Origin of the sequence: Tissierella creatinophila DSM 6911 (genome assembly GCF_001940565.1) — a bacterium.
GTDB lineage: Bacteria > Bacillota > Clostridia > Tissierellales > Tissierellaceae > Tissierella_A > Tissierella_A creatinophila.
Genome location: NZ_LTDM01000019.1, coordinates 1 through 23,132, shown reverse-complemented (window position 1 = coordinate 23,132; position 23,132 = coordinate 1). Strand labels below are relative to the sequence as shown.

At 31.0% G+C, this 23,132-nt stretch carries 18 protein-coding genes; all 18 read left to right on the top strand.

Annotation, left to right across the window (positions count from 1 at the left end; genetic code table 11):
- Window positions 1–41 precede the first annotated feature (41 nt).
- The 18 genes from TICRE_RS06390 (at window position 42) to TICRE_RS06305 (ending at window position 23,023) form a co-directional block, all read left to right on the top strand.
- Window positions 42–635, top strand: a complete 594-nt coding sequence (locus tag TICRE_RS06390) for a PepSY domain-containing protein (protein ID WP_233120158.1) — start codon at window positions 42–44, stop codon at window positions 633–635.
- Window positions 636–740: 105 nt separating this feature from the next.
- Complete coding sequence (locus TICRE_RS06385; protein WP_075726281.1) at window positions 741–2,618, top strand: ABC-F family ATP-binding cassette domain-containing protein; 1,878 nt, start codon at window positions 741–743, stop codon at window positions 2,616–2,618.
- Window positions 2,618–4,795, top strand: coding sequence for a DNA topoisomerase III (locus tag TICRE_RS06380; protein ID WP_075726279.1), 2,178 nt, complete (start codon window positions 2,618–2,620; stop codon window positions 4,793–4,795). Before TICRE_RS06385 ends, TICRE_RS06380 begins: the two co-directional genes overlap by 1 nt.
- 59 nt (window positions 4,796–4,854) lie before the next feature.
- The gene (locus TICRE_RS06375; protein ID WP_075726277.1) at window positions 4,855–5,691 is read left to right on the top strand and encodes a CvfB family protein; all 837 of its coding nucleotides are present in this window, start codon (window positions 4,855–4,857) and stop codon (window positions 5,689–5,691) included.
- A 146-nt stretch (window positions 5,692–5,837) separates the two neighbouring features.
- Window positions 5,838–7,244 carry a Na+/H+ antiporter NhaC gene (gene nhaC, locus TICRE_RS06370; RefSeq protein WP_075726275.1) on the top strand — a complete coding sequence of 469 codons (1,407 nt, stop codon included), beginning with the start codon at window positions 5,838–5,840 and terminating at the stop codon, window positions 7,242–7,244.
- A gap of 12 nt (window positions 7,245–7,256) precedes the next feature.
- Window positions 7,257–8,126: an MBL fold metallo-hydrolase gene (locus TICRE_RS06365; RefSeq protein WP_075726273.1), complete on the top strand. Its 870-nt coding sequence runs from the start codon at window positions 7,257–7,259 to the stop codon at window positions 8,124–8,126.
- A gap of 138 nt (window positions 8,127–8,264) precedes the next feature.
- Window positions 8,265–9,581, top strand: coding sequence for a DUF7305 domain-containing protein (locus TICRE_RS06360; RefSeq protein ID WP_075726271.1), 1,317 nt, complete (start codon window positions 8,265–8,267; stop codon window positions 9,579–9,581).
- A gap of 11 nt (window positions 9,582–9,592) precedes the next feature.
- The gene (locus TICRE_RS06355; protein WP_075726269.1) at window positions 9,593–9,934 is read left to right on the top strand and encodes a type II secretion system protein; all 342 of its coding nucleotides are present in this window, start codon (window positions 9,593–9,595) and stop codon (window positions 9,932–9,934) included.
- Between the two features lies 1 nt (window position 9,935).
- On the top strand, window positions 9,936–10,667 hold the full coding sequence (locus TICRE_RS06350; RefSeq protein ID WP_075726267.1) for a PilW family protein: 732 nt from the start codon (window positions 9,936–9,938) through the stop codon (window positions 10,665–10,667).
- A gap of 13 nt (window positions 10,668–10,680) precedes the next feature.
- Window positions 10,681–11,598 (top strand): alpha/beta hydrolase, encoded by a 918-nt coding sequence (locus TICRE_RS06345; protein WP_075726265.1) that lies wholly within the window; start codon window positions 10,681–10,683, stop codon window positions 11,596–11,598.
- 96 nt (window positions 11,599–11,694) lie between these two features.
- On the top strand, window positions 11,695–13,047 hold the full coding sequence (locus TICRE_RS06340) for an MATE family efflux transporter (protein ID WP_075726263.1): 1,353 nt from the start codon (window positions 11,695–11,697) through the stop codon (window positions 13,045–13,047).
- A gap of 178 nt (window positions 13,048–13,225) precedes the next feature.
- Window positions 13,226–14,053: a pyruvate, water dikinase regulatory protein gene (locus TICRE_RS06335; protein ID WP_075726261.1), complete on the top strand. Its 828-nt coding sequence runs from the start codon at window positions 13,226–13,228 to the stop codon at window positions 14,051–14,053.
- Between the two features lie 30 nt (window positions 14,054–14,083).
- Window positions 14,084–16,708, top strand: a complete 2,625-nt coding sequence (ppdK, locus tag TICRE_RS06330; RefSeq protein ID WP_075726259.1) for a pyruvate, phosphate dikinase — start codon at window positions 14,084–14,086, stop codon at window positions 16,706–16,708.
- Window positions 16,709–16,902: 194 nt separating this feature from the next.
- The gene (gene rlmD, locus TICRE_RS06325; RefSeq protein ID WP_075726257.1) at window positions 16,903–18,258 is read left to right on the top strand and encodes a 23S rRNA (uracil(1939)-C(5))-methyltransferase RlmD; all 1,356 of its coding nucleotides are present in this window, start codon (window positions 16,903–16,905) and stop codon (window positions 18,256–18,258) included.
- Between the two features lie 358 nt (window positions 18,259–18,616).
- Entirely contained in the window at window positions 18,617–18,811 is a 195-nt protein-coding gene (locus TICRE_RS06320) for a helix-turn-helix domain-containing protein (protein WP_075726255.1), read from the top strand.
- A 70-nt stretch (window positions 18,812–18,881) separates the two neighbouring features.
- Complete coding sequence (locus tag TICRE_RS06315) at window positions 18,882–20,468, top strand: HsdM family class I SAM-dependent methyltransferase (RefSeq protein ID WP_233120157.1); 1,587 nt, start codon at window positions 18,882–18,884, stop codon at window positions 20,466–20,468.
- Complete coding sequence (locus tag TICRE_RS06310) at window positions 20,455–21,555, top strand: DNA cytosine methyltransferase (protein ID WP_075726251.1); 1,101 nt, start codon at window positions 20,455–20,457, stop codon at window positions 21,553–21,555. Before TICRE_RS06315 ends, TICRE_RS06310 begins: the two co-directional genes overlap by 14 nt.
- Window positions 21,556–21,559: 4 nt before the next feature.
- Window positions 21,560–23,023, top strand: a complete 1,464-nt coding sequence (locus TICRE_RS06305) for an McrB family protein (RefSeq protein ID WP_075726249.1) — start codon at window positions 21,560–21,562, stop codon at window positions 23,021–23,023.
- The last annotated feature ends 109 nt before the right edge of the window (window positions 23,024–23,132 follow it).

Sequence of the window (23,132 nt, the reverse complement as noted above, 5' to 3'; positions counted from 1 at the left end):
GGATTGATTATATGCTAAAGAAAAAACTTTTTTTACCCTTAATGATAGTTTTAGCACTTGCGTTAACAGCTTGTACTACAGATAATGGAAACGTAAAGGACGATACAAATACACCACCTGTAGAAAACGAAAAGCCAGGGGATGATAACTCAGATGCAGATGTGCCAGGAGAAGATATGGGACAGAAGTATGGAGAAATAAAAATAAAACCTATGGAAGCTTTTGATAAGTATATGGAAACATATCCAGATACAATGGTATCAAAACTAGAACTAGATAAAGAAATGGGAAAATATGTATATCAAGTAGAAGGATTTGATGCTGAAAAAGAATATGAATTAAAGATGGATCCAGTAAATGGAGATGTTTTAAAAGAAGATACAGATTCAGATGTAATAGATGATGGGGATGATGATAAAGAAGAAGCCATCACTAAAGCAAATGTAGAAAAGATAGAAGCATTAATAGATAAAGCTCTAAATGAAGCTGGAAAAGATGCAAATATAGATCAATGGACTTTAGAAGTGAAAAATGGAAAAGCAATACTAGAAGTTGAAATAGATAAAGAAGGTCTTGATAATGTAGAGTACAAATATGATGTTGAGACTGGTGAACTTGTAGAAACAGACGAATAATGAAAAAAGCCTGAAAGTTAATTCTTTTAGGCTTTTTTCATTATTTAAGTAAAATATGATATAATCTAATGAGAATAAATCAAGATTAGATTGTGAGGAAAAAAGATGATACTTTTAAATATAGAAGAAGTTTCAAAAGAGTATACCGATAAAGTACTTATGAAAGATATATCATTTAGCATACATGAAGGAGATAAAATAGGGCTTATAGGAATAAACGGCACTGGGAAAACTACCCTTTTAAAACTTATATCAGCTCTAGAAGAACCAGATTCTGGAAGAATAATAAAAAGTAAGGGTATAAATATAGAATATATGCCACAAAATGTAGAATTTGATTCAAATAGTACCATTTTAGATGAAGTTTTTAAAGGTCATTCAGACAATATGAAAGTTTTAAGAGCCTATAAAAAAGCGGTAGCAAATCCTAATACCCCTAAAGAAGAGATAATAAAACTTTCATCCCAGATGGATAATGTAGGAGGGTGGGAACTTGAAAGTGAAGCAAAGACAGTTCTTACAAAGTTAGGTGTAGAAGATTTCAATGAACAAATAGAAAACTTATCTGGAGGAGAAAAAAGAAGAATATCCCTTGCAAGTAGTCTTATAAATCCTTCAGATATACTTATACTAGATGAGCCAACTAACCATCTAGATAATAACACTATAGAGTGGTTAGAAGAATATCTAAGAAACAAGAAAGGCGCTCTTATAATGGTAACTCATGATAGGTACTTTTTAGATAGAGTTTGTAGCAAAATAATAGAGTTAGACGGAGGCAATCTCTACTCTTATGAAGGAAACTATAGTTATTTTCTAGAGAAAAAGATGGAAAGAGAAATGAGTGAAATGGCTACTGAAGAAAAGAGAAAAAACTTATACAGAAATGAATTAAAGTGGATAAAAAGAGGTGTAAGAGCAAGAGGCACCAAACAAAAGGCTAGAATAGACAGGTTTGAGAAGTTAAAAGATTCTAAAGTAGATTTTAATCAAGAAAAAGTAGATATAGATGTAGGAACTTCAAGACTTGGTAAAAAGATAATAGAGATAAAGGGTATATCTAAATCTTTTGACGATGTAAAACTTATAGAAGACTTTTCTTATACTGTTTTAAGAGATGATAGGATAGGTATACTTGGAGACAATGGTATAGGAAAATCTACTCTCTTTAGAATAATAGAAGGAAAAATAGAACCTGATAGTGGAACTATAGAAATTGGAGAGACAATAAACCTTGGAATATTTAGACAAGAGGTAGATGATTTTGATGAGAATCAAAGGGCAATAGAATATATTAAAAAAAGTGGTGAATATGTTTCTACAAGTGATGGTGTAAAGATAAGTGCATCTCAAATGATGGAAAAGTTCTTATTTGATAAGGACCTTCAATATGCTCCTATAGGAAAGCTATCTGGAGGAGAGAGAAGAAGGCTTTATCTCTTAAAAGTTCTTATGAAGGCTCCAAATGTGCTTCTTTTAGATGAGCCTACTAACGATCTAGATATAGAGACTTTAACGATATTAGAAGATTATATAGAAAATTTTAATGGAGCAGTTATAATAATTTCCCATGATAGATATCTCTTAGATAAGATAGCAGAAAAGGTATTTGTATTTGTTGGACAAGGAGTTGTAAAACAGTACACTGGAAACTACTCATATTTTAAAGAGACAGAAGAAGTAAAAGAAGAAACTAAGAAAATAGTAGAAAAACCTAAAATAGAAAAAGAAAAAACTAAAAAGATTACAAAGTTTTCATATAATGAAAAAAGAGAATGGGATACTATAGATAGTGATATAGAAAATTTAGAAATCGAAATAAAAAAGATAGAGGAAGCATTAAAAAAACATTCAAGTGATTATACAAAACTTGAAGAATTATTAAAAGAAAAAGAAAAAACAGAAGAAAAACTAGAAGAAAAGATGGAGAGATGGGTAATTTTAAGTGAAAAACTAGAAGAATTTGAAAGTAGGGATATATAATGAGTAAATCATTAGTACTAGCGGAAAAACCTTCAGTAGCAAGGGACATTGCCAGAGTATTGGGGGCAAATAAAAAAGGTGATGGCTATTTAGAAGGAAAAGAATATATAATAACTTGGGCACTAGGGCATCTTGTTACTTTAGCCACCCCAGAAGAGTACGATAAAAAGTATAAAACTTGGAACTTAGAAGATCTTCCAATACTTCCTAAAGAAAGTAAACTTGTAGTTATAAATGACACCAAAAAGCAGTTTTACGCAGTAAAAAAACAGATGATGCGAAATGATGTAAACGAGATAATAATAGCTACCGATGCAGGAAGAGAAGGAGAACTTGTAGCTAGGTGGATTATAGAAAAAGCTAATGTAAGAAAACCTATAAAAAGACTTTGGATATCATCTGTAACTGATAAAGCTATAAGAGATGGGTTTAAAAGTCTTAAACCTGGTAAAGTTTACGAAAACCTATATCAAGCTGCAATAGCAAGATCAGAAGCAGACTGGGTAGTTGGACTAAATGCAACAAGAGCTTTGACTGTAAAATATAATTCACAGCTTTCTTGTGGTAGAGTTCAGTCTCCAACTCTTTCTATGATAAGTAAGAGAGAAGAAGAGGTAAAAACTTTTAAACCAAAGAAATATTATGGTATAGGTATAAGAACAAAAGAAATAAATCTTACATGGCAAGATAAAAACAATAATACTAGAAACTTTGATGAAAATTATATAGATAATTTATTAAAAAAGCTTAAGGGAAAAGAATTAAAAGTGACAAATGTAGAAAAAACTCTTAAAAAGACATATGCAAATGGACTTTATAATCTAACTGAACTACAAAGAGATGCCAATAAGAGATATGGATTTTCAGCTAAAGAAACACTTTCACTTATGCAAAATTTATATGAAAATCATAAAGTACTTACATATCCAAGGACGGATTCCAAGTATTTGTCAGAAGATATAGTAAGTACAATAAAAGATAGATTAAAAAGTATAAATGTAGGGGACTATAAACCAATAGTAGGAAAATTAATAAATAAACCCATAAAGGCAAATAAGTCCTTTGTAGATAGTAAAAAGGTAACAGATCACCATGCTATAATTCCAACAGAACAAAGACTAAACCTAGGAGACTTAAACTTTAAAGAAAGACAGATATATGATTTAGTAGTTAAAAGATTTTTATCTGTATTATATCCACCATTTGAATATGAAGAAACTAAGATAACAGCTAAAATAGATGAAGAAAAGTTTGTAGCTAAGGGAAAAAGAGTAATAAAAGAAGGATTTAAAGAGGTATATAATGATTTAGAAGATGAAGCAGAAGAAGATGTAAAAGATCAAACCCTCCCACTTATAAATGAAGGAGATAGTTTAAATATAGTAAACATACAAAAGACTATCGGTGAAACAAAACCCCCTAAATATTTTACAGAAGGAACTCTTCTTATGGCTATGGAAAACCCAGTAAAATATATGGAAGAAAAAGATAAAGAACTTGCAAATATATTAAATGAAACTGGTGGTATAGGAACTGTTGCTACAAGAGCTGATATAATAGAAAAACTATATAAAACCTTTTTAATAGAAAATAGAGGAAAAGATATGCTTATAACAGGAAAAGGTAAGCAGCTTTTAGAACTTGTACCTGAAGATTTAAAATCACCTGATTTAACAGGTCAATGGGAAAAGAAATTAGTTCTTATAGAACAGGGAAAGTTAAAAAGGGAAAAGTTTATAGAAGAAATAAAAGATTACTCTAAAAAAATAGTAAAAGAAATAAAGTCTAGTGACTTACAGTTCAAACATGATAATATAACCAGAACAAAATGTCCAGAATGTGGAAAGTTTATGCTTGAAGTAAAAGGTAAACGAGGAAAGATGTATGTTTGTCAAGATAGAGAATGTGGTAAGAGAATAAGCATTTCTCAAACTACGAATGCAAGATGCCCTAATTGTAAAAAAAGACTAGAATTAAAGGGTCAAGGAGAAGGACAAATCTTTACTTGTCAATGTGGATATAGAGAAAAACTCTCTAGTTTTAACAAGAGAAAAGAAAAAGAAAAAAATAGACTTAGCAAAGGTGAAGTAAGTAAATATTTGAAAAAACAAGATAAACAAGATGAAGTATTAAACACAGGACTTGCTGATGCTCTATCAAAGCTAAAATTAAAATGATGATAAGATTTGCATTTTGTGATAAAATAAACTAAAATAGGAAAAGAGAAGGTGTAAAGATGATAGAATTAGGAGAAATACAAACGTTGATAATAAAAAGACTTACATCCGTTGGAGCATATCTAAATACTAAAAAAGAACTTGATGAAGATGTACTACTTCCAAAATCGCAAGTACCAGAAGGAGCAAAACCGGGAGATAGCGTAGAAGTATTTATTTATAATGACTCAAAAGATAGATTAATAGCAACTATTAAAAAACCTAAAATAGAAGTAGGAAAACTAGCTCACTTAATGGTAGTATCTACTACAAAGATAGGTTCATTTTTAGATATGGGACTTGAAAAAGATTTGTTTTTACCATTTGCTGAAACGATAGGTTCAGTAGAAAAAGGTAAGGTATACTTGGTAGGAGCATATATTGATAAATCAAACAGACTATCTGCTACTATGAAGATAAAAGATATGCTTGATACAAATCCTCCATATAAAGAAAATGCTCTTGTAGAAGGAACTATATATTCCATAAATAGAGATATAGGAGCATTTGTAGCTGTAGAAGATAAATATGATGGTCTTATACCTAAAAAAGAATTATTGGGAATTCATGAAGTAGGAGAAAATATAGAAGTAAGAGTGAGTAGAGTTTTAGAAGATGGAAAACTAGACCTATCCCTAAGAGATAGAAGCTATATTCAAATGGATACAGATTCTAAAATGATAATACAAAAGTTAAAAGACAATAAAGGAACACTAAGTTTAAATGATAAGAGTTCACCTGAAAAGATAAAGAGTGAACTAGAGATGACTAAATCAGGATTTAAAAGGGCAGTAGGAAAACTTTTAAAAGAAGATATGATAGAGTTTACAAAAGATGGCATAAAATTAAAAGAATAGAAAAGTTCTATTTTGTAGTTTTATTTTATGAATTTTTCACAAATGAGTTTCATATTATCTTAGATATGAAAGAAAGCTTCTACAAAAACTAAAAATGAAGCTTTCTTTATTTTAATAAAAAAATAATTACTTTAAAGGAGGAAAGTATGCAAAAAGAAAATCAAGAAACTAACAAAAAAGAACTACCACTAATCTTAGCACTACTGCCAATATTAACTGTGATAATAATGGGACTTCTATCAGTTTTAAATTTTAAAGCTGGAATGAATATTCCCATAATGTCAGGAATAATAGCCGCGGCAATAGTTGGTAAAGCTAACGGTTTAAAATGGGCTGAATTACAAAAGAGCTTAGTAGATGGTGTATCACGTGCATTACCGGCATTATTTATAGTTATGATAATAGGTCTTATTATAGGAAGTTGGATACAAGGTGGGGTTATACCTGCACTTATATACTATAGTTTAAAGACGATAAGTCCCGCAATATTTATACCAACGGCATGTTTTGTTACAGCCATAGTAGCGGTAGCTACAGGAACATCATTCGCATCAATAGCAACAGTAGGTCTTGCACTTATGGCTACTGGAGTAGGGATGGGGTTTCCACCACCACTTTTAGCTGGTGCTATAATTTCAGGAGCATATTTTGGAGATAGTATCTCTCCACTTTCAGATACAACAAATCTTGCATCTGCACTTTCTGGATGCACCTTATTTGAACTACTAAGTCATCTTACAAAGACTGGTATCCCAGCACTTATGATATCTTTAGTAGTTTATTATATAGTAGGAGCAAAAAATGCAGTTGGAGGAGGGGCCAACTTAGAAACTATTGAAAATATAATAGAAGGATTAAGTACTAACTTTACAATAACACCTTTATTATTATTAATTCCCCTACTTACAATTCTTTTTTCAATAAAGAAACTTCCAGCTATCCCATCTTTAATAATGGTAGCAGGACTAGGTGGGTTAGCAGCTATATTTATTCAAGGAAGTGAAATTGGAAGTGTAATTAGAACGATGACAAATGGATTTGTATCTGAAACTGGAAATGAAATGATAGATTCTCTCTTAACTCGTGGCGGGATCAATTCTATGGGAGGCACTGTTATCTTGCTTACAACAGCTACTGCTTTTGGAGGAATACTCGAAAGAATTGGATCTTTGGATACATTATTAAATTTGATAATGAAAAAGGTCAATTCAGTAGGATCGTTAGTCCTTGCAACAGTACTTAGTGGACTAACCGTTGCATTTGCAACAGGAGCTCAGCTTTTAGCAATTGTTATTCCAGCAAGGATGTTTGGACAAGCTTATAAGGAAAAAAACTTACACCCTAAAAACTTAGCTAGGGTTTCACAATCTATAGGAACTATCTGTATAAACCTAGTTCCATGGAGTGTGCCTGCACTATTTGCACAAAATATACTTGGAGTAGATGCAGTTAAATTTATTCCATATATCTTCTTTGCCTATATTACATTAGCTATTAATCTTATATATGGATATACTGGCTTTACAATGGAAAGAATTAAAGATCAAACTTAGGAGGAAACGATTATGGAAACAAAGATAGTAATACTTGGAACTGGAACTCCAAATCCTATTCCAGAGAGAAATGGTCCATCGGTTGCAATAATAGTAGAAGATAAATCATATTTAATAGATTTTGGAACAGGAATTGTAAGAAGAGCAGAAGAAGCTAATAGAATGGGAATAAGTTCTTTGGAAGCTCTAAATTTGAAGATAGGATTTTTAACTCATCTCCATTCAGATCATACAATAGGATTACCAGATTTAATCTATACACCTTGGGTACTAGAGAGACAAGAACCTCTTAAACTTTTTGGTCCTGAAGGTCTAAAGGATATGACTCATCATATATTAGAAGCCTATAAACAAGATATAGATGCTAGAATGTATGGACTAGAGGGTGCAAACACGGAAGGCATCAAAGTAGAAGTACAAGAAATAGAAGAGGGATTAGTATATCAAGATGAATTGGTAAAAGTAGAAGCCTTTTTAGTAGAACATCCTCCTTTTAAAGCTTATGGTTATAAATTTACAACACCAGATAAAGTTATAGTTATCTCAGGAGATACAATTCCATCAGAAAACCTTATTAAGCATGCTAAAGATTGTGATATATTGATTCACGAAGTTTATTCTCATGAAGGCGTAAAACAAAGGTCTCCAAAGTGGAATAGATATCATACAAGTGTACACACCTCAAGCTTAGAATTAGGTGAGATAGCTAAAAGAGCTAATCCTAAAAAACTAGTCCTATATCATCAACTTTTTTTCAGAGTTCCAGATAAAGAAGGAAATGTAATATCAGAGGTAGATAGAGAAATAGAAATGATAAATGAAATAAAACAAAACTACAAAGGCGAAGTAATTTCAGCTAAAGACCTAGATATAATTATTTAATTATATCTAGGTTTTTTTAAGTGATAGATAATTGGTGGAAGTGTTCTGTTAAAATATAAATCTATTAATGTTGTAAATTTCAAATCTTTGTAATAGAATGAAAGTAATAAGCTAAAAGAATTTATCAGGGGGACAATGATGAAGAATAGAAAAGGTTCAACTCTTATTTTGACATTGATGGTATTTGTATTCCTTTCAATACTAGCTACTGCAACGGTAAGTTTTATGGTCTCAGAAAACAATCAATCAATAGCACATAAAGATAAAATAGAAGCATACTACATAGCAAGAAGTGGAGCAGAGGCAGTTGAGGCTGCGATATTGAGCATTACGGATGAAAAAGAAAAAGAAAATTTATTAAAGAATCTTCCTAAAAATGTAGATATAAGTGGAATGGATTTAAAGTCTAACGAACTCCTAGAAGTAAAGGTAAAACAAGAAGATAATATAATTGTAATAGAATCAAAAGGAATAGTAGGAAAAGGCTCTGAAATTGTAGAAAAGGTCATGGAAAGCACCACTGAAAGTGAAGGAGATGTAATTTCTAATATTGATTCAGTTATATTTAGTAATACTAATATGGTATTTGAATCTAATACTCAAAATAATATCACTGGGAATATAGGTACTAATTCTTTAAAAAATGATACTATTAAATTCACATCAGGATTTAATAAAAATATAACTATAAAGATTCCTTTTGGCGCTGACTCTTCGAAAATTATAAATAAACCATCAACTAATAAAGATATACCTAATATTGAATATATTGAAAAGAGAAATTACCCTTTGTATAATTTTCCACAATACCCAATTGATTTGCTTAATAAAGGTATAATAAAAACTAACTGGGATAATTCAAACCCCATAATAAATTCAAGTTCTTATTATGATAGTATAATAGTTGACCAAGATTATTCTCTAACTATTGATGCGAATAAAAGTGATGTTATTTTAAGGGTAAAAGATTTTAATGTTTCACAAGGCCATTTAAAGATATTAGGGCACAAAGATGTGAAAATATTTATAGAAAATTTTATAAGTCTAAAAGGTAGTTTTAATAATGAGAATAACAATAAAAATGTTGAGATATATTATAATGGTGATAAAGAGATGAATATAATGAATGAAACAAAAATTAATGGTTCAATATATTTAAAAAGTGCGGATTTTAATCTAGGTAATGGTGGATCCATTAATGGAAATATAATTTCAGGTGGTAAAAAGATATCAATAAGTGGAGGAACTTATATCCAAGATGGGTTAATATATGCACCTAATGCAAAACTTACACTAACGGCCGGTGGGAAAATAAATGGAGCAATTATATGTAATGATTTTAATATGTCTGGTGGAGGCTCAATCACATATTCCCCTCAATATATAGATTCTGTATCTGTAAAATTTCCATCTACTAATAAGAAAACTGTATTTAAAAATTCTTACTATAAATAGAAGGTGACAATATGAAAAAAAGAAAAGGTTTAACTTTAATAGAAATTGTAGTTTCAATTGCTCTACTTGGAATGATAGCAGTGGTATTTTTAACTATAATTAATACTGGTAATAAGAATATATTTAAATCAGGAGATAGAACTAAGGATGTATTTGAGATACAAGAAAAAGTAGATACTCAAATAAAAAGTTATGATGATCTTAAACTTGAAGGAGTAAAAGTTGAAGAGAAAGATATAGAAGTGAAAATATATGGAATAGACGCTAAGACAATAAAAGGTAAACTTATAACTGGAATAGAAGATGGAATAAAAATTACTACATTCGTACCAAATAAAATTGAGGTTAAGTAATATGAAAAATAATCGGAAAGGCTTTACATTAGTTGAAGTAATATTAGTACTTGCATTAATAGGTGTAATAATTACAGTTTCATATTCTATATTTTTCACAGGACAAAAAAGTTTTGAAGTAGGTATAGATAAAGGGCTTGCACAAGAAGATAATAGAATATTAAGGGAATATCTCGTTCGAGAATTACGATATATAACATATTTTAATTCCCAAAAACCAAATTCTCAAAACTATTATTCTTTAAAAATAATACAAAATTCCAATGGAAGTAATTCATTAATAAAAACTAAGTATAATAATGGAAATAAAGAAGAAAACAATACACCTTTTACATTTAATAAACTAAATTTGAAATCTGAAAATGGGATAATAAAGGCAGAAGTAAATGATAAATATAAATTTACTATACTATTAGAAAATAATTCTACTTTAACTGGATCAATATTATCAAATGGATCAGATGAAATATTTTATGCTTATCCTGAAGATATTCAAATATCCAGTGAGTCACCAAAAGAAGAATCTAATAATAACAATAATAACACTGAACCTTCAAAACCTTCAGAAGAAAACCCTAATACGAATCCAGATAAAGATATACCAATGTGGAATAAAAATAATATATATAACAAGGATGATATAGTAATGTATAAAGGAAAAAAATATAAAGCTAAAAAATCGAATAAGGGTAAAGAGCCTACAAATACAGGTCATTGGGAATTAATACAATAAAGAGGTGAAAATAATGCAAAACTTTAAATTTAAAACAAAAAAAGGAATGACCATAAATGCCTATAAATGGGTACCTACAGGTGAAATAAAAGCTATAGTTCAGATCTCCCATGGGATGAATGAACACATCCTTCGTTATGATGGGTTTGCTAAGTTTCTATCTGAAAAGGGTTATTTAATTTATGGAAATGATCACTTAGGTCATGGTAAGTCTCTTTTAGAAGGGGAAGAACTTGGATATATAAGTGATGATGATGGGTTTAATGATATGGTTGATGAGATGAAAACTCTAACTGATATTATAAGAGAAGAACATAAAGATTTAAAAATCTTTATGTTCTCTCATAGTATGGGCTCGTTTTTAGCTCAAAGGTATATTGAAATCTATAGAGACAAGATAGATGGACTCATTCTTTCAGGAACAAATGGACAACCACCAGTGGCATTAAATATGGGAATATCTCTATCTAATCTAATAATGAAAGTTAAAGGTAGAAGAGAAAAGTCAAAACTAATAGAAGCTTTAAGTTTTGGTTCATATAATAAGAAAATCACCCCAAAGAGAACTTATTTTGATTGGCTTTCAAGAGATGAAAAAGAGGTTGATAAATATATAGAAGATCCTCTTTGTGGAAATCTTTTTCCAGTATCATTTTTTCATGATCTATATATCGGTATGAAATCGATTCATAATGAGGAAGATTTACAAAATATCTCTAAAGATTTGCCCATATATATCTTTTGTGGAAGTGATGATCCAGTAGGAAATTATGGAAAAGGTATAGTAAATTTAAACAATATCTACAAAAGACTTGGAATACGAGATGTAGAGTATAAGTTATACGAAGGCGGTAGGCATGAAATGCTAAATGAGATAAATCGTTTAGAAGTTATAATAGATATTCTAAATTGGTTAGAGGCACGAAAATAAATTTAAATAAGTCTTGAAATTTATATACAAAGATAATCTAGTATGCTATTATAGTATAATTGCATATTGGATTATTTTTTTAAGGGAGGTAGAAAAATGAAATTCTGGAAAGATAAGGTATTTCTAAAGGCAATGGTAGCTATAGCTCTTCCTATAGCTCTACAAAATCTTATTACATCATCACTTAATATGGTAGATACTCTTATGATAAGTAGCCTTGGAGATGCAAGTATTGCGGCAGTTGGACTTGCAAACCAGATATTTTTCTTTTATAGTGTTATAAATTTTGGAATACATAGTGGCTCTTCTATCTTCATATCGCAGTATTGGGGTAAACAAGATGTATCAAATATTAAAAGAGTGCTTGGTATATCTTTATTTTTAACTACCATAGCAGGAGTTATATTTACAGTTGCAGGATTTTTCTTTCCTAGACTTTTAATGAATGTGTTTACTCATGATGAAGAAGTAGTAAGGCTTGGAGCCACTTATTTAAGAACAGTTTCACTATCATATCTTATTACAGGTATAAGTTTTGCATATAGTATAGCCCTTAGAAGTACAGGAAGACCAAAAGTACCTATGATGATATCAGGCATTTCTTTTATTACAAATACAGTTTTTAACTATGTACTTATATTTGGAAAGTTTGGATTTCCAACACTTGGAGTTAAAGGTGCGGCGCTTGGAACTTTAATAGCTAGAATAGTTGAAATTGCATTTTTATTTTATATAGTTTATAGAGATATAGGTCCACTTTCAGCTACTATAAAAGAACTTATGGACTGGAACAAAGCATTCATAAAAAGATATATAGATACTATAAGTCCAGTGGTAATAAATGAAGCCTTTTGGTCGCTTGGACAAATTATGTATTCGATAGCATATGCTAGAATAGGAAAAGAAGCAATAGCAGCAGTTCAATTGACTAATACTATACAAAATATTTTCTTTGTACTTGTAAGAGGACTTGCAAATGCATGTGCAGTTATTATAGGCAATAAGATAGGAAGAGGAGAAGATCGAGAGAGTGTATATGATTATGCTTTAAAGTTTCTTTCTATATCTTTAGTTATAGGTGGTATTCTTGGAGGTATACTCGCTTTTACTCCCGATCTTACATTGAAGATATTTAAAAATTTGGAGCCAAATGTATATAAAAATGCTAGAATGCTACTTATATTTATGGGACTTACATTTGCAATAAGAAGCTATAATGCCACTGCTATAGTTGGAGTTTTAAGAGGCGGTGGAGATACTAAATATTCTATGATACTAGAGATAGGCTCGGTATGGTTAGTGGGAGTACCCCTTGGATTTCTAGGATCATTAGTATTTAAATATCCAGTGTATATAGTGTTTTTACTTGTCACATTTGAGGAAATATTTAAATTTATAATTTCAATCCCACGAATAACTTCAAAGAAATGGATTAAAAAATTGACATAAAATATACAATTAATACGTATTCTAAAGTTGGGGAAAATAATAACCTTTAGAATACGTTTTTTTGTTAGTTAGATTCTTCTGAAAATGGGTAGTTAATTATATAATAGGTATTGCAATTAATAGAAATGTGTTGTACTATATATTTAATAGTGCAATACATTAGAAGGGAGATGTTCATTTGCATATATTAGACATATATATTATTTCCGATTCCTTGGGAGAAACTGGAGCACTTGTAGCAAAGGCTGCTATATCTCAGTTTACAACTCAAGATTATAGTATAAAGAGATTTCCATATATTCATACATTAGATGAATTAAAAGCTATATTAGAAAAGGCTTCTATAAAACAAAACACTATTGTAATATATACTTTAGTAAAAAGTATTCTTGCAGATTATACTAAAGAATATACTGATGAAATGGGCATATTAGCTATAGATATAATGAATCCTATAATAGATGCATTACAAGAAAAAATAGGAACTCCTCCTGTAAGAGAGGCTGGTATTATAAGAAAGCTAGATGATGATTATTTTAGCAGAGTAGAAGCTATAGAGTTTGCAGTGAAATATGATGATGGAAAAGATCCTGAAGGACTCGAAAATGCAGAACTTGTACTTATAGGAGTTTCTAGAACTTCTAAAACGCCACTTTCTATGTATTTAGGAAATAGAAACATAAAAGTTGCAAACGTTCCACTAGTTATAGAGATTCCACCTCCAAAGGCCCTATTTGAGATACCTTCTACAAAGATAATAGGTCTTACTAATAATGCAGAGAATTTAAATAGAATAAGAGGAGAAAGACTTAAAGCTCTTGGTCTTGGAAGGGGATCATCTTATGCTACATTTGAAAGAATACTTGATGAATTAGAATATGCTGAAAAAATAATGAAAAAAATAGGTTGTCCAATAATAGATGTTTCCAATAAAGCGATAGAGGAAACAGCTGAATTAATATTAACCTTAGCATCAAAAAATTCCATTGATTTTAATATCCAATAAAATTCATAAATTCTTAAGGGGGCTATATATATGACAAACAAATATGTATATGATTTTAAGGAAGGATCAAAAGAAATGAAAGAACTACTTGGAGGAAAAGGAGCAAACTTAGCTGAAATGAGCAACGAAGGATTCCCTGTTCCGCCAGGATTTACTATTACTACTGAGGCTTGTATAAGATTTTTTAATGAAGGGGAGATACTTTGGGATGATTTGAAAAAAGAAATTCAATTTCAATTAGAAAACTTAGAAAAGACTATTGGAAAGAGCTTTTCAGATAAGTCAAATCCACTTCTTGTCTCAGTTCGTTCAGGCTCTGTATTTTCTATGCCTGGTATGATGGATACTATATTAAACCTTGGTTTAAATGATGTTTCAGTAGAAGGACTTGCAAAATCTACTGGCAATGAAAGATTTGCTTACGATAGCTATAGAAGGTTTATACAGATGTTTTCAGATGTAGCTATGGAAATACCAAAAGTTAGATTTGACCATTTACTTGAAAAGTTAAAGGAAGAAAGAGAAGTAGAACTAGATAATGAATTAAGTGCAGAAGATCTTAAAGAATTAGTAAAACAATATAAGAGGGTTTACTTAGAAGAAATAGGTAAAGAGTTTCCACAAGAACCTATAAATCAATTAGAACTATCTGTAATAGCGGTATTTAAATCTTGGAGAAACCCAAGAGCGGTTATATATAGAAAGTTACACAACATATCAGAAAATCTAGGTACAGCAGTAAATATTCAGTCTATGGTATATGGAAATATGGGAGAAACTTCTGGTACTGGAGTAGCCTTTACTAGAAACCCTGCAAATGGGGAAAACGCTCTATATGGTGAGTATCTCATGAATGCACAAGGTGAAGATGTAGTAGCGGGAATTAGAACACCAGAACCTATTTCACATTTAAGAGATATTATGCCAGATTTATATGATGAGTTTGTTGGATACTGTGATAAACTAGAACATCATTATAAAGATATGCAAGATATAGAGTTTACTATAGAAAATGGTAAATTATATGTACTTCAGACTAGAAATGGTAAGAGAACTATAGAAGCTGCAATAACTGTAGCTACAGATCTTATAGAAGAAGGACTTATAACTAAAGAAGAAGCAATAAACAGAGTAGATCCATATCAACTTGACCAAATACTTCATCCTACATTTGATGAGGAAAAGCTAGCAGAGGCCCATTGTATAGCAACAGGTCTTGGTGCATCTCCTGGAGCGGCTTCAGGTAGAGCATATTTTGATGCTGATGATGTAGTAATTGCAAAGCAAAATGGTGAAAAGTGTATTTTAGTAAGAGGTGAAACATCTCCTGAAGATATAGAAGGGATGGTTTCTGCAGAAGGAATCCTTACATCAAGAGGGGGAATGACTTCTCACGCTGCTGTAGTTGCAAGAGGGATGGGTAAATGTTGCGTAGCAGGTTGTAGTGAAGCTAAAATAAATGAAGAAGAAAAGGTTATGAGAGCTGGAGGTATAGTTATAAAAGAAGGAGACTATATATCTTTAGATGGAAACACTGGAAAGGTATACCTAGGAGAAATAGCTAAGGTACAGCCTACTTTAAGTGGGAACTTTGGGAAATTTATGGAATATGTAGATTCAGTAAGGACTATGGGTGTAAGGGCAAATGCAGATACTCCTAAAGATGCTAAACAAGGTTTAACATTCGGTGCTGAGGGAATAGGACTTTGTAGAACAGAGCATATGTTCTTTGGTGAAGAAAGAATCTCATTTGTAAGAAGAATGATAATGGCAAATACATTAGAAGAAAGAAAAGCAGCATTAGATAAACTTCTTCCAGTGCAAAGACAAGACTTCTACGAATTATATAAAGCCATGGGGGATAGACCAGTAACTGTTAGACTATTAGATCCACCATTACATGAATTTATTCCTACAAGAGAAAAAGATATAAAAGAACTTGCAGAGTCTATGAATATTTCATTTCAAAATTTAAAAGATAGAATAGCTGAACTACAAGAAACTAACCCTATGTTAGGTCATAGAGGATGTAGACTTGCAGTAACTTATCCAGAAATCTATAGAATGCAGGCAAGAGCTATTATAGAAGCTGCTATAGATATAAAAGAAGAAGGATATGAAGCTATATTACCAGAAATAATGATTCCACTTGTAAGTCATGAAAAAGAATATAAATATGTTAAAGCTGAAGTTTTAGAAGAAATAGAAGATGTATTTAAAGAAAGAAACAATAAAGTAAATTATCTGATAGGTACAATGCTTGAAGTGCCAAGAGCAGCTATAACTGCAGATAAAATAGCAGAAGAAGCTGAGTTCTTTAGTTTTGGTACAAATGATTTAACACAAATGGGCTTTGGTTTTTCAAGAGATGACGCAGGAACTTTTTTAAGTGACTATGAAGAAAAAGGAATATTTGAATCTAGTCCATTTGAAAAGATAGATAGAGATGGTATAGGCGAACTTATGAAAATAGCTATAAAGCTTGGAAAAGAAGCTAATCCAGATATAAAACTTGGAATATGTGGAGAACATGGTGGAGAACCATCTTCAGTTGAATTCTGTCATATGCTAGGACTTGATTATGTATCTTGTTCACCATTTAGAATACCAATAGCAAAACTTGCTGCAGCTCAGGCGGCTATAAACCATAAATAAAAATACTATGAGAAAAAACTATATTATATAACACTTTTTAACATGGCTATTTTGGATTTATGCATTTAGAGATAATTTATTTAGTAAGGGATAAAGCATTCGAATGCTTTATCCCTTCTTATTTTTATATTATTGTTTAATTTTATATAATTGTGATAAAATAGATATTAGAAATACAAAATTGGAGGAAAATAATGGATTTGAAATTAGGAGACATATTGGAAGGAATAATTGTAGACTTTACTTATGAAGGTAAGGGTGTAGTAAAGATTGATAAATTTATAATATTTGTACTTGGAGGAGTTATAGGAGACAAAGTAAGTTTTAAGATTACAAAGATAAAGAAAAACTTTGCAGAGGGAGAGGTTCTAGAAATAATTGAACCTTCAAAAGATAGAGCTAAGAATAAGTTAGATTTAGAAGAAGCAGTAGGAGTTATTCCACTAGTAGAATATGACTATGAAAAAGGTTTAGAATGGAAGAGGGAAAAAGTAAAAAAAGATTTAGAAAAGATAGCAGGATTAAAAAATATAGAAGTAAAAGATACAATAGGGATGGATAAACCATATAGATATAGAAATAATGTTCAAATTGCAGTTGGAGAAAAAAACAAAAAGATTGTAATAGGATTCTATGAACTAGGAACAAATGATATTGTAGATATGGAATCAAGTATTTTAATAAGTAAAAAAGCTAACGAAGCTTTAAAAGCCATAAGAGAGTGGATTGATAAGTACGATATAAAGCCGTTTAACAAAAAGCGTAATCAAGGAAATATTAGACATATTGGAATTAGAAGCAACAAAGAAGATAAACTTATGATTATATTAGTTACTGCTAATAAAAAGATTGAACATACAGAAGAACTTGTTAAGAGTTTAAAGGAAAATAATGTTATAAGTATATATCAAAATATAAACAATTCTAAAGGTTCAGCTACATTTGGTAAAGAATATAAATTGATATATGGTCATGAGTCTTTAATAGAAACTATAGGAAAATATAGATTTAAAGTTTCACCTAACTCTTTCCTACAAGTAAATACAACTCAAGTAGAAGTTTTATACGATAAGGCCATGGAGTTTTTAAACCCGCAGAAAGAAGATGTGGTAGCAGATATTTATTCAGGTATAGGAACTATATCTTTATATATAGCTAAAAAAGCTAAAAAAGTAATAGCAATAGAATCAGTAAAAAAGGCAGTAGATGATGCAAAATATAATGCTCTTTTAAATGATATACAAAATGTAAGATTTTTAAAAGGCAAAGCTGAACTGATATTTCCTAAGCTAGTGGATGAAGGATTAAAGATAAATAAACTAGTCTTAGACCCACCGAGAAAAGGATGTGAAAAAGAAGTATTAGAAGCAATAATAAAAGTAAGTCCTGAAAGAATAGTATATGTTTCTTGTAACTCAAGTACACTAGCAAGGGACATAAAGATATTAGTAGAAAATGGATACAAAGTAGTTGAGGTTCAGCCAGTAGACATGTTCCCGCATACAGTACACGTTGAGACGGTGGTATTGATGTCAAGGGTTGAGAAGTAAGAGTGTAATAAGATAAGTAAATAAAGGCTTTCCGTGGTTTGAGGTCTGGTTCTAAGCCGGAAGGATAATCACGGTTCTTTGCTTTGAGGGAAGTTATCCAAGATTGGTGAATTAGAAAATTTTTTAGCCGATATGATTATTGAGTTGGTGAGTTGATAAGGTGGTTGGCAAAATAATGGTGAGTTGACAAGATTGATATATGGTTTGCTTGAGTATCGCAACTATCGAAGAATTTAAAAAAGTACAAATATCAACAAGTATAAAGAAATATCAACAAACATATTGAAAACAGGCTTGTTTTGATATATAGTATAATAGTATGCTGTTGCAAATTTACAGATATCTGAGGTGACATAGAATGGGTAAATTAATCAGTGACAACTGGATAAATATTGATGAGGCAGCAGAGTATCTAGGGGTAAAAGCTGTTACTGTGCGAACTTGGATAAAAAAGAAAAATGGAATTCCTGCTCATAAGATCGGTAAACAATGGAAGTTTAAATGTTCGGAATTAGATGAGTGGATTAAGAGCGGGAAAAGTGCAATTGATTAAACTATAGGTAGGTGCAACAGAAATGATAAGTGAGATTATAGTCGAGGCATTAACAATCACATGTAATTATATGTATCAAAATTATAGTGATAAAAATTATAAAATTCTCTTTAATGAAATATTAACTATAGCTGGAATTGATAAATTTGAATTTGAGAGTGATGAAACAATTTATTCATACGAGGCTGTTCAAAAAATATTATCATCTTTAAATGAAAAGGAAAATACAAGAAAAACTAAAGGGGTGTACTACACACCTATTGATGTTGTGAGATTCATATTAATTAACACTATAAAATCGGCTTGTGGGAAATTAAAACCAAATGGGTTACATGTTTTAGATTTAAATGGTATTCCTTACAATAATTTTTGTTTTAACAAGACCGTATTTGATCCTACATGTGGAGCAGGAGAATTTCTTGTCGCTGCACTAGAGATAAAACTAGACTTACTGGATTTACATAAAGCAAATATTAGTAAAGGCAACCTCAAAAAGATTATCAGAACTATAAAAGGCAATGACGTTAATCTTGATTCGATTATAATTTCGAAGATTAGACTATTTCTATGTGCGTTGCAAAGACAAGGTGTAGCAAAAGTGTCAGGACTAGGGATAGAATTGAACAACTCTTTTGAAAGCTATGATTTCGTTCAAGAAACCTCAACTAGTGAAAAAAGTTACGACATTATAGTTGGAAATCCCCCATATGTAGAAGACTCTAAGAGCGGTTTATCTCCAGAAAACAAGTATGGTAATATTTATGCGAATGTATTAGAGAATTCGAGTAAGCATCTTAAGCAAAACGGTTCGATGGGTTTTGTAATCCCTCTTTCTTATGTGTCTACACCAAGAATGTCTAAAATTAGAGAGATCTTACATGTCTATGTACCTGAACAATATATATTGAGTTATTCGGATAGGCCGGATTGCTTGTTTACGTCGGTACATCAAAAATTATGTATTTTAATAGGTAAAAACAAAAAGATTGAAAAAACTATTTTTACGGGAAACTATCGCTATTGGTATAGTGAAGAGAGACCAGAGTTATTCAATACGGTTGAAGTTGTCAGAAATCTATATGGAACTGATAGTTACATACCTAAATTAGGAACTATTACGGATAAAGATATATATGCAAAAGTAATTAATAATGAAAGTAAGTTAATAGATGTCATGAAAGGAAATCAAGGATCTGTTTATTTAAATATGAGAGCGGCTTTTTGGATTAAAGCTTTTGTTAATAAGCATAATGGTGGCGAATATAAAGAGTATGGGTGCCAAAGTAAGGAAATGGCAAATTATATTATGTGCATTCTGAATTCTTCTTTATTTTGGTGGTATTGGATATGTGTATCAGATTGTTGGCACATAACAAGAAAAGAATTAATTGGATTTACAATTCCTCAAAATTCCAATTTTAGAGAGACAGATAGACTCGCTAAACTACTAGAAGATAAACTGGAAGCAACAAAAAAATATGTGGGTACTAAGCAAACCGAGTATGAGTATAAACATAAAGAGTGCATTAATGAAATTCATGAAATTAATGATTATATCAATACATTATACGGACTTACAGAAGAAGAAAGCCTTTATATCAAAAACTTTGCTTTTAGATATAGAATAGGTGGAGGTGTTGAAAATGAAAGTAATTGATTTGTTTTCAGGGTGTGGAGGGCTTTCATATGGATTTATTAAAGATGGATTTCAAATAAAAAGAGCAGTGGAATTTGATGCAAGTATAGCCAATACTTATATTCTAAATCACCCAGAAGTTGATATGATTGTTGATGATATTCAGAATATTGACCAAGCAGAAGTATTTACTCAAGGTGACGCAGATGTAATTATTGGAGGCCCCCCTTGTCAAGGATTTTCAATGGCAGGAGCGAGAATTCGCACAGGATTCATTGATGATCCTCGGAATTATTTATTTAAGCATTATTTTAATGTCGTCAAAACAGTAAAACCAAAAATTTTTATCATGGAAAATGTCAAAGGAATAATGACAATGCAAGGAGGGAAAATCTTTGATGAAATATTGCGGATTTTCTCCGATGAAGAATTATTAGAAGGACAATCATATAAAACTTACCATCGTCTTGTGAAAGCTGTTGATTTTGGAATTCCTCAAAAAAGAGAAAGAATGATAATAATTGGCACGTTATTAAACGAGGTTGACTTTGATAGAGTATGGCAACAAACTAAAGAGGAAATTGAAAGAGATTACCCCTTATATTTCCATAATGTTACTATAGCTGATGCTATTAGTAATTTACCGAAAACAACATCAGATGGTATCATTAGCAATCCTGAAATTCAAACAGAATACCAAAGATATTTAGCTTGTGATTCTAGCACACTTAATAATCATACTAAAACAAACCACTCTAAAGTTGCTGTCGATAGAATGAAGAAGGTAGATAATGGTGAGAACTTCACTGTATTGGATGAAAAAATAAATTCTATTCATAGTGGTTCTTATGGACGCTTATCTTGGGATGATCAAGCTCCAACTATTACTACAAGGTTTGACACACCTGCAGGAGGAAGATTTATCCATCCTGTTGAGAACCGTACTCTATCACCACGTGAGGCGGCTAGGATACAAAGTTTTCCAGATGATTTTATTTTCTATGGTAATAAAACATCAATATGCAAGCAAATCGGAAATGCAGTTCCACCAAAGATATCCTATTTCTTGGCGAGGTTTGTAAGAAATATATTAAATGAGGAGGTATAGCTATATGAACCCATTATTAGAAAGCAAATTAAACGAACTTAACAATGCAGCGGATTATGAATGTTGGTATTTGGTGAAACAGCCAACAGCATTTGATAATATCTGTTATCTTGTTAGTTTCTTAGAAGATTTTAAAGCACAAGATAGTCCAGGAAATCTACAGGACTACATCGCAAATAAAATAGAAACACTAAAGACAATAAAACCGAATGTGGATATATCTAATAATTATCGTGCTCTGAGAGTAGCGGCATTTTTTGGTCTTATTACTATGACAAACACTAAGTATGAGAATGCAGTTATTACAGATTCGTTTAAAGAGGTTACATTAAGATGCAATGGTGAATATGAGAAGACAGGATTATATTTAGATATTATACAGCGTCAAATTGAAAAAATGTATATCAGTTCTTCTGTAGATGAAGAATATGAAGGAGTAAGACAAGACTACAGATTGTACCCCGTTATGTTGCTATATAAGGTGTTGGTTGAACTTGGACGTTCAACCGGTAATTACTCTATTTCAATGCCAGAGTATAGATACTTGGTGGCTACAACAAAAACATTTGAAGGTTTTCTCGATACGCTTTTATTAATAAAACTATTACGTGATGATTCTGATGCAACAACTTCATTTGAACAATATCGTTCTAAGTTTGACAATCGTCTAATTCAAGCACTGAAACAACTTTCAACATTGGTTGTTGAAAGAGATTCCATTTCACTCAATGAAGATTATATTGAAGAGGTGGCACATAAAGTATATATTTTTGAGGACAATCCAAATATATTCACGACAGAAAACTATCTGGGGTTTCTTGGCTCGACAAAATCCTTGTTTGAGTTAGAAAAATTTGAAGAAGAAGAGGAACTAACGATTTATGAAAATTCCACTAGAGTTAAAGGTGGAATGAATACCTTATTATACGGAGTCCCTGGTTCTGGAAAGAGCTGGACTATTGAAAAAGAGTATTGTGATGATGAAAGCAGAATGGAGCGTCTTGTATTCCACCCAGATTACACTTACTCGGATTTTATTGGTCAAATTCTTCCTAATGTATCGGATGGTATTGTAAGCTATAAATTTACAGAAGGACCATTTACGAGTCTATTGAAAAAAGCTTACACGCAACCTGAAAGAATGTTTTTTCTTGTGATTGAAGAAATTAACCGCGGAAATGCACCGGCTATATTTGGTGAAGTTTTTCAACTTCTAGATCGTAAAGATGATGGAACGAGTGAGTATGGAATAACTAACGTGGATATTGCAAGTATAGTCTACAATAATCCAAATAAAAAAGTTCGTATTCCTTCTAATATGTCAATTATTGGAACGATGAATACGTCAGACCAGAATGTGTTCACTCTTGACACTGCCTTTCAACGTCGCTGGAATATGCGTATGATTGAAAACACATTTGTAGGACATGATTATGCAAGAACAACCATCCCCTATGTGATAGGATAGTTGTCGTAAAGAAAATTTAGTATATAATAGATATACGACAATAACCTAAGGAGAATGATTATGTCCACAACTAGAAAGAAAACAAGTTATACTAGAGAGTTCAAAAATT

Bases quoted from the DNA above. Each gene is read 5' to 3' on its own strand.
- TICRE_RS06390 (WP_233120158.1), top strand. From the start codon at position 42: ATGATAGTTTTAGCACTTGCGTTAACAGCTTGTACTACAGATAATGGA.
- TICRE_RS06385 (WP_075726281.1), top strand. From the start codon at position 741: ATGATACTTTTAAATATAGAAGAAGTTTCAAAAGAGTATACCGATAAA.
- TICRE_RS06380 (WP_075726279.1), top strand. From the start codon at position 2,618: ATGAGTAAATCATTAGTACTAGCGGAAAAACCTTCAGTAGCAAGGGAC.
- TICRE_RS06375 (WP_075726277.1), top strand. From the start codon at position 4,855: ATGATAGAATTAGGAGAAATACAAACGTTGATAATAAAAAGACTTACA.
- nhaC (WP_075726275.1), top strand. From the start codon at position 5,838: ATGCAAAAAGAAAATCAAGAAACTAACAAAAAAGAACTACCACTAATC.
- TICRE_RS06365 (WP_075726273.1), top strand. From the start codon at position 7,257: ATGGAAACAAAGATAGTAATACTTGGAACTGGAACTCCAAATCCTATT.
- TICRE_RS06360 (WP_075726271.1), top strand. From the start codon at position 8,265: ATGAAGAATAGAAAAGGTTCAACTCTTATTTTGACATTGATGGTATTT.
- TICRE_RS06355 (WP_075726269.1), top strand. From the start codon at position 9,593: ATGAAAAAAAGAAAAGGTTTAACTTTAATAGAAATTGTAGTTTCAATT.
- TICRE_RS06350 (WP_075726267.1), top strand. From the start codon at position 9,936: ATGAAAAATAATCGGAAAGGCTTTACATTAGTTGAAGTAATATTAGTA.
- TICRE_RS06345 (WP_075726265.1), top strand. From the start codon at position 10,681: ATGCAAAACTTTAAATTTAAAACAAAAAAAGGAATGACCATAAATGCC.
- TICRE_RS06340 (WP_075726263.1), top strand. From the start codon at position 11,695: ATGAAATTCTGGAAAGATAAGGTATTTCTAAAGGCAATGGTAGCTATA.
- ppdK (WP_075726259.1), top strand. From the start codon at position 14,084: ATGACAAACAAATATGTATATGATTTTAAGGAAGGATCAAAAGAAATG.
- rlmD (WP_075726257.1), top strand. From the start codon at position 16,903: ATGGATTTGAAATTAGGAGACATATTGGAAGGAATAATTGTAGACTTT.
- TICRE_RS06320 (WP_075726255.1), top strand. From the start codon at position 18,617: ATGGGTAAATTAATCAGTGACAACTGGATAAATATTGATGAGGCAGCA.
- TICRE_RS06315 (WP_233120157.1), top strand. From the start codon at position 18,882: ATGTATCAAAATTATAGTGATAAAAATTATAAAATTCTCTTTAATGAA.
- TICRE_RS06310 (WP_075726251.1), top strand. From the start codon at position 20,455: ATGAAAGTAATTGATTTGTTTTCAGGGTGTGGAGGGCTTTCATATGGA.
- TICRE_RS06305 (WP_075726249.1), top strand. From the start codon at position 21,560: ATGAACCCATTATTAGAAAGCAAATTAAACGAACTTAACAATGCAGCG.